Below are 15,842 nucleotides of genomic sequence, written 5' to 3'. Positions count from 1 at the left end.
CCTCTTATTCCCCCTTTGGGGGATTAAATGGGGGGCTTCTATATCTTCGGATATTTCCTTGTCCATCCGTCCCATCTAAGGCGCATCACTCCGAAGAATGCTTCGCCGAAGATGCCTCCGTTCATTTTCGACACACCCTCGCGGCGGTTGACGAAGATTACCGGCACCTCCTTGATGCGGAATCCTATCTTATAGGCCGTAAATTTCATTTCTATCTGGAAAGCATAGCCCTTGAACCTGATTTTGTCGAGTTCGATAGTCTGCAACACGCGGCGTCGGTAACATTTGAATCCCGCTGTAGTATCGTTGACTTTGAATCCCGTCACCATACGTACATATTTTGATGCGAAATAGCTCATCAGTACGCGCCCTATGGGCCAGTTTACAACGTTGACTCCCGATACGTAGCGGGAGCCGATGGCTAAGTCATAACCTTCGTCATGACAAGCCGCGTAAAGTCGTGGCAGGTCTTTGGGGTCGTGGCTGAAGTCGGCGTCCATCTCAAATATATACTCGTACCCATGTTCCAGTGCCCAACGGAACCCCGTGATGTATGCCGTACCCAGTCCTAATTTACCTTTACGCTCGATGATGAACAGGCGGTCGGACATATCGGTAGCTATCAGCCGGTGTACAATGGCAGCAGTGCCGTCGGGGGAGCCGTCGTCAATCACGAGGATATGGAAGCACTTGTCCAACATGAATACCGCACGGATAATCTTCTCTATGTTCTCTTTCTCGTTGTATGTCGGGATTATTACAATACTGTCGCTTTCGTGCATATCTGTTTCTGATTAATTTATGACACCACAAAGATACATCAAACACTTCTAATAGCCAAAACAAAACCATTGAAATTCCGATTTATTTGCTTTAAGTAACTATTGCGTGTTGAATGATATTGTTTTTTTAACTTATATAGGTCGTCGGCTGAATAGCTGTTTATGATTTATGCAATCGAAGATTCTTATTTGTGGAATAAAAAGGTTATTTTTGCAGGATGGAATATTAAAGAATACTTTTTTCAGTTTCCAATAGAAAATATTATGATGAGAAATATGAACGTAAGAAAACCGGCGGACGACAAAAAATACTTGCAAATATACAAGGAGAAAGGACCTTTGACTGCTGTTAAAGAGTATAGGGAAGACACGGGATGCAGTTTGCGTGAGGCTAAGGAATATATAGACAGTCTCAGGATTAAATACGGTTTGAAGCAGCCTTTGTCAGGTGGCGGATGTATGCTGGTGTTCATGCTATTGATGACTGTCGCTTTTTCATTCATGTTATTTTGATTTTGGAAACATAATGTTTCCTTCTACAGATTTCAGCATTTTTCAGCGATGACCATACAGGATTTGCAGGCAATGTATGCCACGCTGCCACAGGTGGGAGCATTGGCAAAGATTTTGGAAGACAGTTCGGTAAAGACGGTTTTTCTTGATGGGCTTTTGGCTTCATCGGCCCCGATGGTGTTCGGCAGTCTTGACGTGAAGTCCAACAATACGGTTCTCTTCATACTCCAGGATGCCGATGAGGCCGGATATTTCTACCACGACCTCACGCAGGTGATGGGGCAGGAGAGTGTTTTGTTTTTCCCGTCGTCATATCGTCGTGCCGTAAAATACGGACAGCGCGACCCTGCGAGCGAAATATTACGCACGGAAGTGCTGGCGGCACTTAATTCAGTTCAGAGTTCAGAGTGCGGAGTACAGAGGTATGATTACTCTCAAGACGTGGCTTCTGTTGTTCCTGATGGTAATCATACCTCATCACTCATCACTAATCGTTCTTCACTTTATATCGTTTCCTTTCCCGAAGCCGTGGCCGAACTTGTTGTGTCGCGCAAGCGTTTGGACAGCCGTACGTTGTCGTTGGCCAAGGACACAACGGTGGATGTGATGGAAGTGATGCGAACGTTGCGCGAATTCGGTTTTCATGAGGTGGAGTATGTTTACGAGCCTGGTCAGTTTGCTCTGCGCGGCAGCATACTCGATGTATATTCGTACAGTTGCGAATACCCCTACCGCGTCGACTTCTTCGGTGACGATATCGACTCGATACGCACCTTCGAGGTGGAGACGCAGCTCTCGCGCGATCGCCGCGACGAGGTGCGGATAGTGCCGGAACTGGCCGGTATCACCGAAGACCGTATTCCGCTGTTGTCATTTCTGCCTGAAGGTACGCTCATTGTGATGAAAGACAGTACCTACGTGCGCGACGCCGTGGAGCGTACCTATCAGGAGGGATTCTCGCAGCAGGCCATCGTTGAGCGTACCGAGGGCGCCACAGAGATGGAGCAGCGTGCCATAATACAGCAGATGCGCAAGGAGGTGCAGCTGGTTAGCGGTGCGCGCTTTGCCGATGATGTGGCGGCGTTCCGTATTATTGAGATTGGTCATCGACCGTTGCGGCAGCCCGACGCTACCATACGTTTTAACATAACGGCGCAACCGCTGTCTCATAAGAATTTCGATTTGCTCACATCTACTTTCGAAGACTATCTGCTGCGCGGCTACCGGCTGTATATACTTGCCGACAGCAAGAAGCAGAACGAGCGGTTGAAGGAGATACTTTCTTCAGAAGTTCAGAGTTCAGAGTGTGGAGTGAAGAGGTATGATAACTCAGTGCAGAGTTCAGAGTGTGGAGTGAAGAGGTATGATAACTCAGTGCAGAGTGCAGAGTGCAGAGTACAGAGGTATGATAACCCTCAAGAACAGGCGCCAAGTCTTGATGGTAATCATACCTCGTCACTCATCACTCATCACTCTGAACTCAGCACTCAGCCCTCGTCACTCAGCACTCATTACTCTTCACCGAAATCAATTGATTTCACCCCTGTAGAGCGCACCCTGCACGAAGGTTTTGCCGATAATGATCTTCGCGTTTGCTTTTTCACGGACCATCAGATATTCGACCGTTTCCATAAGTACAATCTGAAATCCGACCGTGCGCGTAGCGGGAAAATGGCGCTCACGCTGAAGGAGATACGTCAGTTTGAACCGGGCGACTACGTGGTGCATGTGGACCATGGAATAGGCCGCTTTGGCGGACTTGTACGCATGCCGCAGACTGACGGCGGATATCAGGAGATGATAAAGATAACGTATCAGAAAGGTGATGCCATATATGTGTCGATACACTCATTGTATAAGGTGTCAAAGTATAAGGCGCATGACAACGGTGAGGCACCGCGTCTGAGCCATCTCGGTACGGGGCAGTGGGAGCGGCTGAAAGAGCGTACCAAGAAGAAACTGAAGGATATCGCCCGCGACCTTATCAAGCTATATGCTAAACGTAGACAAGAACGTGGCTTCGCTTTTAGTTCCGATAGTTTCATGCAGCATGAATTGGAGGCGGGATTTCTATATGAGGACACCCCCGACCAACTTAAGGCTACCAATGATGTTAAGGCCGACATGGAACGTGCACGACCGATGGACCGCCTTGTCTGTGGCGACGTCGGATTCGGCAAGACAGAGGTGGCCGTGCGTGCGGCCTTTAAGGCGGCCTGCGATTCGAAACAGGTGGCCGTGCTCGTGCCTACTACCGTATTGGCCTATCAGCACTATCAGACGTTTGGCAACCGGTTGAAAAACTTTCCCGTAAGGGTTGACTATCTTACACGGGCACGATCAGCCAAGCAGACGAAGGAGTTGCTCAAAGACCTTGAAGACGGCAAGATTGATATATTGATAGGCACTCACAAGCTGATAGGCAAGTCGGTGAAGTTCCGTGATCTCGGTCTGCTCATTATTGATGAGGAGCAGAAATTCGGAGTGGCCGTCAAGGAGAAGCTGCGTCAGCTGAAGACCAATGTGGACACGCTCACAATGTCGGCCACGCCTATACCGCGAACGTTGCAGTTCTCGCTTGTGGGTGCCCGTGACCTTAGTACCATACAGACACCACCGCCCAACCGCTATCCAATACAGACGGAGATACATACATTTGGGCCGGAGATAATAGCCGATGCGGTCAATTTCGAAATGAGCCGTAACGGACAGGTCTATTTTGTGAACAACCGTATCAACGAATTGCAGCGCATTGCCGACATGATACGCAAGTACGTCCCTGACGTGCGTATTGCCATAGGTCACGGGCAGATGAAACCCGAGGAACTGGAGCATATTGTCTTAGACTTTGCCAATCATGACTATGATGTGCTTGTATCTACCACTATAGTGGAGAGCGGTATAGACATTCCCAATGCAAATACGATAATAATAAACGGTGCCAACAATTTCGGACTGAGCGACTTGCACCAAATGCGCGGGCGTGTGGGGCGCGGCAACCGTAAGGCGTTTTGCTATCTTCTTGCTCCTCCGTTGTCGGCACTGCCTCAGGAGTCGCGCCGCCGTCTGGAAGCTCTCGAGAATTTCTCGGAGCTGGGCAGCGGCATCAACATAGCCATGCAGGACCTTGACATACGTGGTGCGGGCAATCTTCTCGGTGCCGAGCAGAGCGGATTCATTGCCGATTTAGGTTATGAGACGTATCAGAAGATTCTTAATCAGGCTGTGGCCGAATTGAAAAACGAGGAGTTTGCCGACCTCTATGCCGACGAGGTGGCTGCGGGTGAGGCCGACGGCAGCGACTTTGTGGACGACTGCGCCTTAGAGAGCGATATCGAGATGTATTTCCCGCCAAGCTATGTGCCCAACGACAGCGAGCGTATGTTGCTTTATCGCGAGCTTGACAATCTTGAGGACGACAACGAGGTGGAGCAGTACCGTAACCGTCTGCGCGACCGTTTTGGCGAAATTCCAGCTGTAGGTGAAGAACTTATGCGTGTCGTTCCGCTACGCCGGATGGGCAAGTGTCTGGGATGTGAGAAGATTATGCTCAAGCAGGGCCGCATGACGATGTTCTTCGTGAGCAACGCCAAGAGTCCGTACTACCGTAGTGAGGCTTTCGGAAGTATTCTTGACTACATTGCGGCCAATCCGCGGCGTTGCAATTTGCGCGAACAGAATGGTAAGCGTTCTATCGTGATAACATGTGTGAATACAGTCGGAGAGGGGGTGGATGTCCTGAGGAGTATTATCGGATCGGGCGGAAAAGAAAGATGACTATGATGTACAGCAGACGTTTGTTTACCGTGTATATGCGATTTGTGTTGTTGCTGTGGCTGTTTGCATCGTGTCGGGTGGCGGTTGCGGCCTTGCCCGGTTCTCTGTTGTCACAGGTAGGGCATGAGACTGATGTGGTCGATAAAACCTGCTATGTGCTCGGTGCCGAGCAGGGGCTTCGAGGAAATAAGGTGTTGCAGATAATGCAGCTCGGTGACGGGCGTATGGTGGTGATGACTGAGAGTCATGTTAATATCTACGACGGCACCGGATTTCGCAGTGTTCCGGTGGATGCCTCGGTTAAGGATACGCTCTGCGGCTACCGCGGTCACACCCATCTGTATGTCGACGCACGGCAGCGGATGTGGATAAAGGACAAGCGGTGTGTGGCTTGTCTCGACCTGAAGACGCTGACATTTGTCAGCGATTGCGTGTCGCTGGTGGCTGGAGCTGGAGACAAGAACATGACCGAAAGTGTGGACGGCGCTGCTGCTGATAATGTAGATGATATATTCGTAGATTCCGACGGTGCCATATGGACTGTCACTGCCGGCAACATTCACTGCGCCGATGTGGGGGTGACGCTTGCTCTGCCGGCCGGATGCGGCACGGTTCAGGACCTTGACGTAAGCGGCGGCAGGGTGTTTGTGTTTACCGGTCGAGGTCTTGTTTTGGCATATAGTGTCGACAACGGTACTTTGCTATATACATCGGCGGCATACGGTGACGACATGGCCGACAGGTATACGGGCACATCGCTTATAGTTCGCACGGCCGACGGACTGTTCCATCAGATTCGTACCGGTTCGCGGTGCTCCATATTCCAGACTTTCAATCCGGCGAGGCGGTCTTGGAAAATCCATTTCGAGTGTGACTACACTTTACATACGCTAATCCTCTCAGGCTCAACGGCCTATATCACCACCCCGGCCGGATATATGACATACGACACCGAGACTATGACCAGGACCGTTCGCAGCAGTCTGCGTCTGCCCGACGGCACGCGCATTTCCACCGGCATAAACACTGTGTGTATGGACCGTGAGGGCGGTGTGTGGCTTGGCACCTACGGCAGCGGGATTATGTATATGTCGCCGCTGTCGGGAGTATTTGATACGGGTGAGACCGATGTGCGGCTCCGTCCCCTGCTCACCTCGGTGATGCTGCACGGACAATACGTGCGTGCGGGCAGTCGCTATGCCGACATTGATGTGCCTTACATCGACAGTCTGCACCTCGGCTACGACGACAATGACATAGTGCTGACATTCTCGGCTATGAAGTATGTTCGTCCGCGCAGTGTTTATTACCGTTACAGGGTGGTGGGGCTCTATGATGAGTGGCGCACCGAGGATGCCTATGCCGACAGTTCGCATATTGACAGTCGCGGACTGCTCAATCTGTCGTTCACCGGTTTGCAGCCCGGCTGTTATCTTATCGAGGTTATGGCCTCACCTCGTGCCGGTGTGTGGAACGGCGAGGTGTGCCGGCTGGCCGTTACGGTGGATGTGCCGTGGTGGCGTTCGACTGCGGCCATTGCCTTATACGTGCTTTTGTTCATTCTGGTTTCGGCAATGGTGGTGTGGCTGTATGTGCGTGGGGTGAAACAGCGTATGGCCCGTAAGGCCAAAGAGGACATGCTGCTGATGCGCATACGTGATCTGATGGATATGTGCAGCAGGCAGGAAAGTCCTGTGAGCGTGATTCTTGCCGACAAGGAGGAAAGCGACGGCAAGCCCGAGATGAGTGCTGCCGAGATGGATTTCCTCAATAGGGCCACATCGCTCGTCGAGCAGCACCTTGTAGACACCGGATATACGGTGGAGCAGCTCAGCCGCGACCTATGCATGGAGCGCACCGGATTGTACAAGAAGCTGATGGCCATACTCGACAAGTCGCCGCAGATGTTTATCCGCAGTATACGTCTGCGCAAGGCCGCCGAGCTGCTGGCGCGTGGCGGAATGGCCGTAGGCGAAGTGTCGGAAGTCACCGGATTCAGTTCGCCGAGCTATTTCACCAAATGTTTTCAGAAAGAGTACGGATGCCGCCCCACAGAGTATCAGCCGGACAAAAACACCTGTATATAGGGCTTTGTAACGTGTGTCTCATTGAGCATACAGTGTAAAAAAGACACGGATGTATGAACAGTTACTATTTACATACATCCGTGTCTTTCTTTATTTTATCACAATTGGAATATCCTTGATTATGACATGCTCTGATGTGTCTACGGAGCCACATTATACTATCGGTGGCAATTGATGTTGAGGGTTATGTGCAACAGTCTTTCTTACTTCGCTGCGATACACTCCACTTCCACAAGCACGCCTTTCGGCAATGTCTTTACGGCTACTGCAGAGCGGGCAGGATAGGGCTCGCTGAAGAATGTGGCGTAAACTTCGTTCATGGCTGCAAAGTCATTCATGTCGGCCATGAACACCGTTGTCTTGACCACGTTGGCCAGAGTGAGGCCGGCGCCTTCCATTATGGCCTTGGCATTGGTGAGTGCCTGGCGTGTCTGCTCCTTGATGCCGCCTTCCACAACATTGCCGGTTGCGGGGTCGAGTGGAATCTGGCCTGATGCGAATACCATACCGTTCACTTCAATGGCCTGACTGTACGGGCCGATGGCTGCTGGAGCTTTGTCTGTGTGTAATGCTTTCATAATTGTATTTGTTTTTTAATGATGTTTTTTTGGGGGCTTTTGGGGAGTTAGAGGAGTTAACGGGAGTTATCGCTCCCTGCGGTCGCTCAGGAGTTAAAGACATTATCAATATTAGTTGGTTTTAAACACTGCTGTTTGTCTTTGTTTGCAACTGTTTGTCTTTATAGATTGATGTCTCTGTTATTGTCACATTGGTCAGTCTGCAACAGGAGGTAATGTCTTTAACTCCTGAGCGACCGTAGGGAGCGATAACTCCCTTTAACTCCTTTAACTCCTAAAATTCTATACTACCTTAAATCCGCTCTCTTTCAGTGCGCGGTTTATCTCGGCCACATGTTTCTCGTCGCGTGTCTCGCACACAATTTTCAGTATGCAGGCGTTTATTTTCTGGCTGTCGCCCTGGCGATTGTGGTGCACGCTCGTTATGTTTCCGCCGCAGCGTGCTATCACCGAAGCCACCTCGACCAGATTGCCCGGCTGGTCGTCCAGTTCGATGTTGATGGCACAGTAGCGTCCGCTCTTCGTCAATCCGCGGTTGATAACTCGGTTCAGTATGGTCACGTCAATGTTTCCGCCGCTCACTATGCACAGCGTCTTCTTGCCTTTCACCGGAATCTTGTTGTACATCACGGCAGCCACACCGGCCGCACCGGCACCCTCGGCCACCACCTTCTCCTTTTCGAGCAGATGGAGGATGGCACCGCATATCTCATCCTCGGTCACGGTAGCGAAACCGTCCACATATTTGTTGCAAATTTCGTAGGTGAGGTTGCCCGGTTCCTTTACTGCAATGCCGTCGGCCACGGTCGATACCGAGGCGAGGGGCTCCTTGTGTTTCACTTCCATGCTGTGCACCATGCTGGCCGCACCGGCAGCCTGTATGCCATATACTTTGATTGACGGGTTGAGCGACTTCACTGCAAAGGCGATACCGCTCACCAGTCCGCCGCCGCCCACCGGCACCACTATTGCCTCTACGTCGGGTAACTGTTCAAGCACTTCCAATCCGATGGTGCCCTGTCCCGCAATCACGTTCTCATCGTCAAACGGATGTATGAATGTATAACCCATCTCGTCCTTCAACTGCAACGCCCTCTTATAGGCATCGTCGTACACTCCCGGCACCAGACACACGTCGGCTCCGTAGCTCTTTGTTGCCTCCACCTTGCTCATCGGTGCGCCTTCGGGCAGACAGATGAGCGACTTGATGCCGTGGGCTGTGGCTCCGAGGGCCACACCCTGTGCATGGTTGCCTGCCGAGCAGGCTATCACGCCATTGGTTTTCTCCTTGTCCGTGAGTTGTGATATCTTGTAGCAGGCTCCACGAATCTTGAACGATCCCGTCTCCTGAAGGTTCTCCAGTTTTAGATAAACCTCGCACTCCGGATTGATTTTCGGGGCTTTTACAAGCTCCGTCTTACGTATCGTCTTGTTCAGAACGTAACGTGCCTTGTAGAAATTATCTAAGCTAAGCATGGCTGTATTTGTTTTTAGTACCGACAAAGATAATGCAAATCGAACGCAGAATCATCAAACTTGTTTTAATGTTCTGCTGAGATGCCGCTTATCTTCTACAAAGATACGCAAAAATCTATAAATTAAACGTCAATCGGAGCATCTTTTTTAGTAAGGAATCTTTTTGAGGAGATTCATTTTGGAGTTAAGGAGTTAAAGGGAGTTATAACTCCGCTGCGTTCCGTTGGGAGTAAAGCCGATACCTTTCTAAAAAAGGAGCCGATCCGATGTTTCGGTATAAAAAACGGTAGGGACAGATTCTTGTATTTGTCCGTTTATAACATAATGGTGTATATGGCGGACAAATACAAGAATCTGTCCCTACCGTTTAATGTTTCTGCGACTCATTGGAGCCGTGGATGGAAAATTATGCTATTAAGATTACTCAGTGAAGTTAATAACTTCAAACCTTTATGTTATTAACTTCACTGAGTAATCTTAATAGTTTCATTTTATCACGGTGCCGCTGTGGGTGGGCGGGCAGGTAGCTGTTGCATATTGGTTAAGCTTTAACGGCAGGCTGAATGGGTATATATTAATAGTTGCATAAGTAGGGATAAACATAAAAAGCTGTCAATTAAAGACAAAGTGGCAGATAAAGAAAGGTTTAAAAGTTGAATTTGCGACAAAATGACAGTAAAATAACATTGGTATGCTTGTTGCAATTATATAGTCGAGAGCCAGAATGAAAGGGCTGTCGAAACAAGAGAACATATAAACAGAATTAAATAAAGTAACAACTAAAAATAACAGGAGGATAAAACAATGACACAGTTAAGAAGAAATTCAGCATGGTTGCCGGAGATGTTCAACGACCTTTTTGTAACGGACTTTATGCCTAAGGCAAACGCTACGGCACCGGCCATCAACGTTAAAGAGTCCGACAAGGGATATATCGTGGAGTTGGCCGCTCCGGGAATGACAAAGGAGGACTTTTGCGTCCATATCAACGACGAGGGAAACCTCATTGTCAAGATGGAAAACAAGCACGAGGTAAAGGAGGAAAACAAGACGATGCGCTATCTGCGCCGCGAGTTCTCGTACTCTAAGTTTGAGCAGACACTTATTCTGCCCGACGATGTGGACAAGGATAAGATTTCGGCTCGGGTGGAGAACGGTGTACTGACGGTGGAACTTCCCAAGATAGAAATCAGTAAGGAGAAAGTGTCGCGTCAGATTACAGTGGGCTAATGTGTCTCGTGAAAGTTTCTCAAATTGATAATTGAGAAAGGATAGTTGATAATTATGATTGGCGGCGTAAAGGCATTGTTATGGCGTAAGCTATGGGGCATGTCTTTACGCCGCTAATCATAATTATCCATTCTAAATTGTCAATTCTCAATTATATATGTTGTTTTCTATTCTTTTATTGTTACCTTTGTTCTGTCAATACTGATAACAAACGTAACAATGAGAAAACTATTTTTACTACTTGGTTTAAGCCTTGCGCTGATGGTGCAGGCTCAAACGCAAAAGACAATCAATGTAATCGGTGATTCGTACGTGGCCAATCATAAGGCCCCGAAGGAGGAAGCGTGGCACTACAAGATGGCCAAGGCTATGGGAATGAAGTACAACAATTACGGAAAGAACGGCGCTTGCGTGGCCTTCGACAGAACTCGCGACGGCAGGCATAACTTCGGACCGGCCATCTATACCAAGGCACCGATGATGGACCCCGCGGCCGACTATGTGCTGATAATTGCGGGCCATAACGATGCCGGCAAGGTGAACAACAATGCCGATTCGCTGCGTATGTTCCGCGATTCGCTCACGGTGTTCATCAACAACGTGCGCGTGCAGTGCCCTAAGGCAAGGATAGGATATGTTACGCCGTGGTATGTTGACCGTCCGGGCTTTGCTGAGGTGTGCTGTGTAATCCGTGAGGTGTGCGAAGAGAACGGCATCCCCGTGCTAATGAACTATTCGCCCGAATGCCCGATAAAGGTGCGCGACGGGGAGTTTCGCAAGAAGTATTTTCAGGGTCCCAACGATATGGCCCATCTCAACAAATACGGTCACGACCTGTTTCTGCCCATTGGCATGGAATGGTTCAATACCTATATGAAAGCTACGGACGGCGTGACGATCTTTGGACAAGAAGATATTCAAACTGCTCCTCACACTCTGCATTGAAAAGGACGGAAAGAAGAAGCATGTAAACTTCAATCCGTTGGAGAAGGTAAAATTTTGGTTTAGAGTTCAGAGTATAGAGTGAAGAGGTATGATTACTCCAAGTGATGGTTCTTGAAAGTAATCAAACCTCTTCACTCTATACTCTGAACTCTAAATTCCCTTTAGCTTTCTCCTATGTTCTGTATAAATTCGGTCAGGTTTTCGCCGCCGGTCATGTTCAGCTTCTTTCGCAGCCGGTAGCGTGCTGTCTCGATGCTTCTCACCGGCATATTGAGTAGCGATGCCATCTCCTTGCTGCTCAGTCCCATGCGCAGGTAGGCGCAGAGTTTGCGGTCGTTGATTTTCAGGTCGGGAAATCGTGCCGTTAGAACTTTCATGAAGTCATCGTAAACCATGTTGAAGTTGTTTTCAAACTTCTCCCAGTTGTCGTCATCGTTCATGTTGTCCTGTATGCTCTTCCTTATCTCCTGAATCTGTTTGGTCAGCTTGGGCTTGGCGTCGCCACGTCTTACGCTTTCCGACAGCTCGTGCATGTTTTCGTCTATTTGTTGCAGCATGTCGTTCTTGCGCATCAGATTCATTGTCGAGTCGGTAAGCTGGCTCTGTTTGTGCTTCAGTTCGATGTTGAGCTGCTCGTTGCGCATCTCCGCCATCTGGTGCTTGCGCTTTTCGCGTTCCATTTGCAGTTTTATATCCTTTTCGCGCATCTGCTGCTCCTGCTGTGCCTTCACTCGTGTCAGTTCGCGTTCGGCCCGCCGTTTCATCAGCCGTACTATATATGCTATGGCTGTGGCGGCTATCACTATATATATAATGTATGCCGGCCACGTTTCGTACCACGCCGCACTTACCGTTATCACAGTGCTCACCTCATGCGTACGTCCGCTTATGCGGTTGTGTGCCTTTACGCGGAATGTATATGTGCCGTGTGGCAACTTGGTGTATTCCTTGTATGGTGCGCTCACCGGGCTGCTCCATTCTTTGTCGTAGCCTTCGAGCATACAGCGGTATTCCACGTTGTGTGGGCCGGTGTATTCGGGCAGGGCAAACTCTATCCTTATCGAGTTGAGACTGTGCGGTAGCACTGTCTCGGCGGGCTTGTCGGTCAGTCCGGCCGAATAGAGGGTGCTGTCGGTGCCGGTGGTCGATGTGATGCGGCGTATCATCAGCAGGTTGTCGGGCCGCGGGCGGCGCGTGTTGTTGCCCACGATATAGAAACCGTCGTCGTGGTTGAGGATGACGTGCTTGCTGTCAAGATATCCGATGTCGCCCAGACCGAGGTGCAGACCGTCGGCAATGCTCCGCAGCGATGTGCTGTCTACGGTATATCCGCCCTTCCCGTCGGATGATGCCGTGGCTATGAAGTGGCTCTTCATTGCCAGTAGGGTGTTGTTGGGCATGCTGTGTATCTCGAGCGGCGAGCCGTAGCTGTTGAATATGGTGCTGGCTGTTTTGTCGTATATAAGTTTGCCGCTCCGGCTGTCATATTTGTACAGTCCGTCAACCGATGATATAACGATGTCGTTTCCCATGCGGCATGTTATGTTGTTTTCGTCCATCACCAGGCCGTTGTTCTTGCCGTAGCGTGTTGTTATTGTAGCATCGGTGAGGGTTGCGTTAAGTTGTGCGTGGTATATGCCTTTCTGCCAGTGGCCTATCCATATAGTCCCGTCCTTGTCTTCTTTCAGTGAGCCGTTCTGTATGTCGGCCAGTCCGTCAAGGCGGCTGTGCATAGCTATAGACTTGTTGTCGTCGTGCAGAGTGTAGAATCCCTTGTAGTCGGAGGCGATAATGTAGCCCGGATGGTGTTTCAGTTCGCAGAAATCCCATGTGCCATCGGTGCCGTCGATGAGTCGGCTTCTGTCACCGTTCACCACATAGGCCCCTTTGTCCGCACCGCATAGAAGTCGGCCGCCTATCACGCGCAGGCTCCACACCTGTCCGGCTATACCCTTTACGGGCTGCGGACGCTGTGGGCGAGGCTCGCTTTTGAGTGGCATGGGCATTGAGAAGAGGCCTTGATTGGTGCCGAGATACAGCCGCCCGGCATATACGGCCGAGGCGTAGCCCGTGCCAACGCTGTTGCGCCGGCCGAGCAGGTCGCGATGAGGCGAGTCAGCCACTATGTATGATATGCCGTTGTCAAGTCCGAGCCAGATGTTGTTCTGCCTGTCGAAGGTTATTGAGAGCACGGTGCTGTTCTGCATTCCGGTGTAGATATTGGCGTAGATCACGTTGCCGGTCTTCCGGTTTTTCAGTATCAGACCGTTGCTCACTGTTCCGAAAGCCATGTATTCGCTGTTTATGGCCGCGCAGAATATCTGGCTTTCGCGCAGTATAGGGGTAATATCCATGGGGTAGGGACATGTAGTCTGCCCGTTGTAGGCAAATACACCTTCGTCTGATGTGGCCAGCAGAATAATACTGTCGGCCGGTAGTATGGCTCTTACAGTAAGTCCGTGCAGTGCATCGGTACCCCGCAGTTTCCTTGGCCGTCCGCCGGCAATTTCGAACAGTCCGTCACGTCGGGCGAATATAAGTCGTCCGGCTATTACGGCCGAGCTTTCTATACGCTGCTTTTCCTTTATGTTGGTTATCTTCTTGTCGCTGCTGTATATGAATATGTTGTTCTTGCTTTGGAATACTATGTTGTCGGCCTGGCGGTGTACGGCCCATATCTCGTCGAAATTGCGTTCCGCTTCGGGCAGTGCCGCTGACAGCGAATGATATTGCAGCCTGTTGGTGGCGGCATTGTGACTGTAGTAGCCGAACTCGTTGGTGGCTCCGGCATATATAACGTCGCGTTGTTTGTCGTACATCACGGCTCTCACGGTTGTGTAGTTGTCTACAAGGTATGTGGCCCAACGCTCTCCGTCGAATCCGAGCAGGCCGATATTGTTGGCGAAGAACATCTGTCCGTCGCCAGTCTGTGCCATTCCCCAGTTCTGCTTGCCGCTGTTGTAGTCGGCCGGCGTAAAATTCCTAACCAGTGGCAACTGTGCCTGTGTGGTGTGAGTATAGGTTAGCAGCAGTGTGATTATTATTATCAGATATTTTGTTTTCATCACTGCAAATGTAGTAATAAAAATGTTAATCAGAATTTAAGTGAGTGGTTTTTTATGATATATTAAGCTGTCATACAGGCTATTACTGATTAGTTGACGTAGTTAAAGTGAGGTGATAAAAAATGAAAAGTGAGTTTTTTGCGTAGCCTTTTTCTTGTTTTGACAGTCAGTATATCCTAAATTTGCAGCCGGAACAATCAATCAATCGACTGAAAACTTAAAATTAGCCATATGAAAAAATCATTACTCACCACAGCCATGATGCTGTTCTCTACTGCGATATTCGCACAATACATCAACGAGGCTCCGGTCGGAGGATTCAATGTAAACAAGGGCAAAGACTATGTAGTGCTTTATGCGCCCGACCATGTGATAACCGATATGGGCTCCCGGCTTATTTCAAACAACAATCTTGATGCCACACAGACCGACAACGTGCTTGAGTATTGGGTGACCGACTGGGACAAGAAAGACCTTACATTGTATAATGTGCCCGAACCAGACGGCAAGAACTCGTTCGGTACGTCGGGATATATCAACGCCACTCCGTTCTGGGAGTGGGGCACGGGCGTGTTCATCCCCAAGGCAAAAATGTACGATCTGTCGAAGATTACCGACAAGCACCATCTACACATCGGTATGCGCGACTTCGGTTCGGCATCGTCGCAGTATAAATTTACCATCGGTTCGCAGAAGACTATAAAGACCAACGGCTTTCAGATAGAGGTGAATCTCGACTATGCCAAGGCCGACGGTGACTTTGTGGGTGTGGGAAAGATAGCCGGTGGTAACGATGGCAAGTGGTACTACCTTGACATTCCGGTGAGCGACCTTGTAGACGAGAACGGTGATTTCGGTTTCGTATATGATTTCTCTGCTCCCATTACCGACGGCGTGTTCACATTCTCTTTCAACAAGCCGGTATGCTCTACGGCCAAAAAGAGCGGTCCTGCTCCCGGCGAGACGGTATATACATACGAGATAACAAAGTTGGGTTCGGCCCTGTCATTGGATCATGTGTTCTTCTACATTCCCGATGAGACATCGGCCATCAATGATGTGAATATCGATAGCGGCAACGACGAGATAAAAGTTGTATACGACCTGTCGGGACGCCGTGTGGATATGAACCGTCCTGGAATATATATGATAAAGACGGCTGCCGGAGTGAAGAAGGTCGTTGTAAACAAATAGTTAAGGCTTTAGGTATTATTAGTTAGTAGTAAGTTTGTTTGGTGGGATTTCATGAAGTCGGAGACAAAGCCTCTCCGATTTCGCACCACCTTATAATCTATTTTATGACATTACCTTATCATGTCTTAGTAAACACATCAAATCGAATTGCTTTTTTTAATTTCGAATTATTAATCTGACTAAATGAATATCGCA

The 15,842-nt window shown here is 49.5% G+C and carries 10 protein-coding genes; 6 read left to right on the top strand and 4 right to left on the bottom strand.

All coding sequences use genetic code 11. From position 1 onward, the window contains the following. Positions 1 to 38 precede the first annotated feature (38 nt). Positions 39 to 782, bottom strand: a complete 744-nt coding sequence (locus HPS55_RS03180) for a polyprenol monophosphomannose synthase (RefSeq protein ID WP_172175934.1) — start codon at positions 780 to 782, stop codon at positions 39 to 41. 162 nt (positions 783 to 944) lie between these two features. Here HPS55_RS03180 and HPS55_RS03175 point away from each other — a divergent pair, with 162 nt between their 5' ends. From HPS55_RS03175 to HPS55_RS03165, 3 genes are read left to right on the top strand one after another with little or no spacing between them, the layout of a single operon-like run. Beyond that, positions 945 to 1,295: a hypothetical protein gene (locus HPS55_RS03175; RefSeq protein ID WP_172175932.1), complete on the top strand. Its 351-nt coding sequence runs from the start codon at positions 945 to 947 to the stop codon at positions 1,293 to 1,295. A 48-nt stretch (positions 1,296 to 1,343) separates the two neighbouring features. Continuing rightward, positions 1,344 to 5,072: a transcription-repair coupling factor gene (gene mfd / locus HPS55_RS03170; protein WP_172175930.1), complete on the top strand. Its 3,729-nt coding sequence runs from the start codon at positions 1,344 to 1,346 to the stop codon at positions 5,070 to 5,072. A 2-nt stretch (positions 5,073 to 5,074) separates the two neighbouring features. Further along, the gene (locus tag HPS55_RS03165) at positions 5,075 to 7,159 is read left to right on the top strand and encodes a helix-turn-helix domain-containing protein (RefSeq protein WP_172175928.1); all 2,085 of its coding nucleotides are present in this window, start codon (positions 5,075 to 5,077) and stop codon (positions 7,157 to 7,159) included. Between the two features lie 203 nt (positions 7,160 to 7,362). On the opposite strand, the gene HPS55_RS03160 is transcribed toward HPS55_RS03165, so the two are convergent. Both HPS55_RS03160 and ilvA read right to left on the bottom strand, forming a co-directional pair. Next, positions 7,363 to 7,737 carry a RidA family protein gene (locus HPS55_RS03160; RefSeq protein ID WP_172175926.1) on the bottom strand — a complete coding sequence of 125 codons (375 nt, stop codon included), beginning with the start codon at positions 7,735 to 7,737 and terminating at the stop codon, positions 7,363 to 7,365. Positions 7,738 to 8,019: 282 nt separating this feature from the next. Then, a complete protein-coding gene (ilvA, locus tag HPS55_RS03155; protein ID WP_172175924.1) occupies positions 8,020 to 9,213 on the bottom strand; it encodes a threonine ammonia-lyase in 1,194 nt (397 codons plus the stop codon). Between the two features lie 804 nt (positions 9,214 to 10,017). Here ilvA and HPS55_RS03150 point away from each other — a divergent pair. Then, positions 10,018 to 10,443 (top strand): Hsp20/alpha crystallin family protein, encoded by a 426-nt coding sequence (locus HPS55_RS03150; RefSeq protein ID WP_172175922.1) that lies wholly within the window; start codon positions 10,018 to 10,020, stop codon positions 10,441 to 10,443. Between the two features lie 219 nt (positions 10,444 to 10,662). Beyond that, the gene (locus HPS55_RS03145; protein WP_172175920.1) at positions 10,663 to 11,388 is read left to right on the top strand and encodes an SGNH/GDSL hydrolase family protein; all 726 of its coding nucleotides are present in this window, start codon (positions 10,663 to 10,665) and stop codon (positions 11,386 to 11,388) included. A 161-nt stretch (positions 11,389 to 11,549) separates the two neighbouring features. On the opposite strand, the gene HPS55_RS03140 is transcribed toward HPS55_RS03145, so the two are convergent. Beyond that, positions 11,550 to 14,453 (bottom strand): helix-turn-helix and ligand-binding sensor domain-containing protein, encoded by a 2,904-nt coding sequence (locus HPS55_RS03140; protein ID WP_172175918.1) that lies wholly within the window; start codon positions 14,451 to 14,453, stop codon positions 11,550 to 11,552. 231 nt (positions 14,454 to 14,684) lie between these two features. Here HPS55_RS03140 and HPS55_RS03135 point away from each other — a divergent pair, with 231 nt between their 5' ends. Then, on the top strand, positions 14,685 to 15,647 hold the full coding sequence (locus tag HPS55_RS03135; RefSeq protein WP_172175916.1) for a hypothetical protein: 963 nt from the start codon (positions 14,685 to 14,687) through the stop codon (positions 15,645 to 15,647). The last annotated feature ends 195 nt before the right edge of the window (positions 15,648 to 15,842 follow it).

It is taken from the genome of Xylanibacter rodentium, assembly GCF_013166575.1.
Taxonomy (GTDB): domain Bacteria; phylum Bacteroidota; class Bacteroidia; order Bacteroidales; family Bacteroidaceae; genus Prevotella; species Prevotella rodentium.
This window is presented reverse-complemented; position numbering and strand designations above follow the sequence as displayed.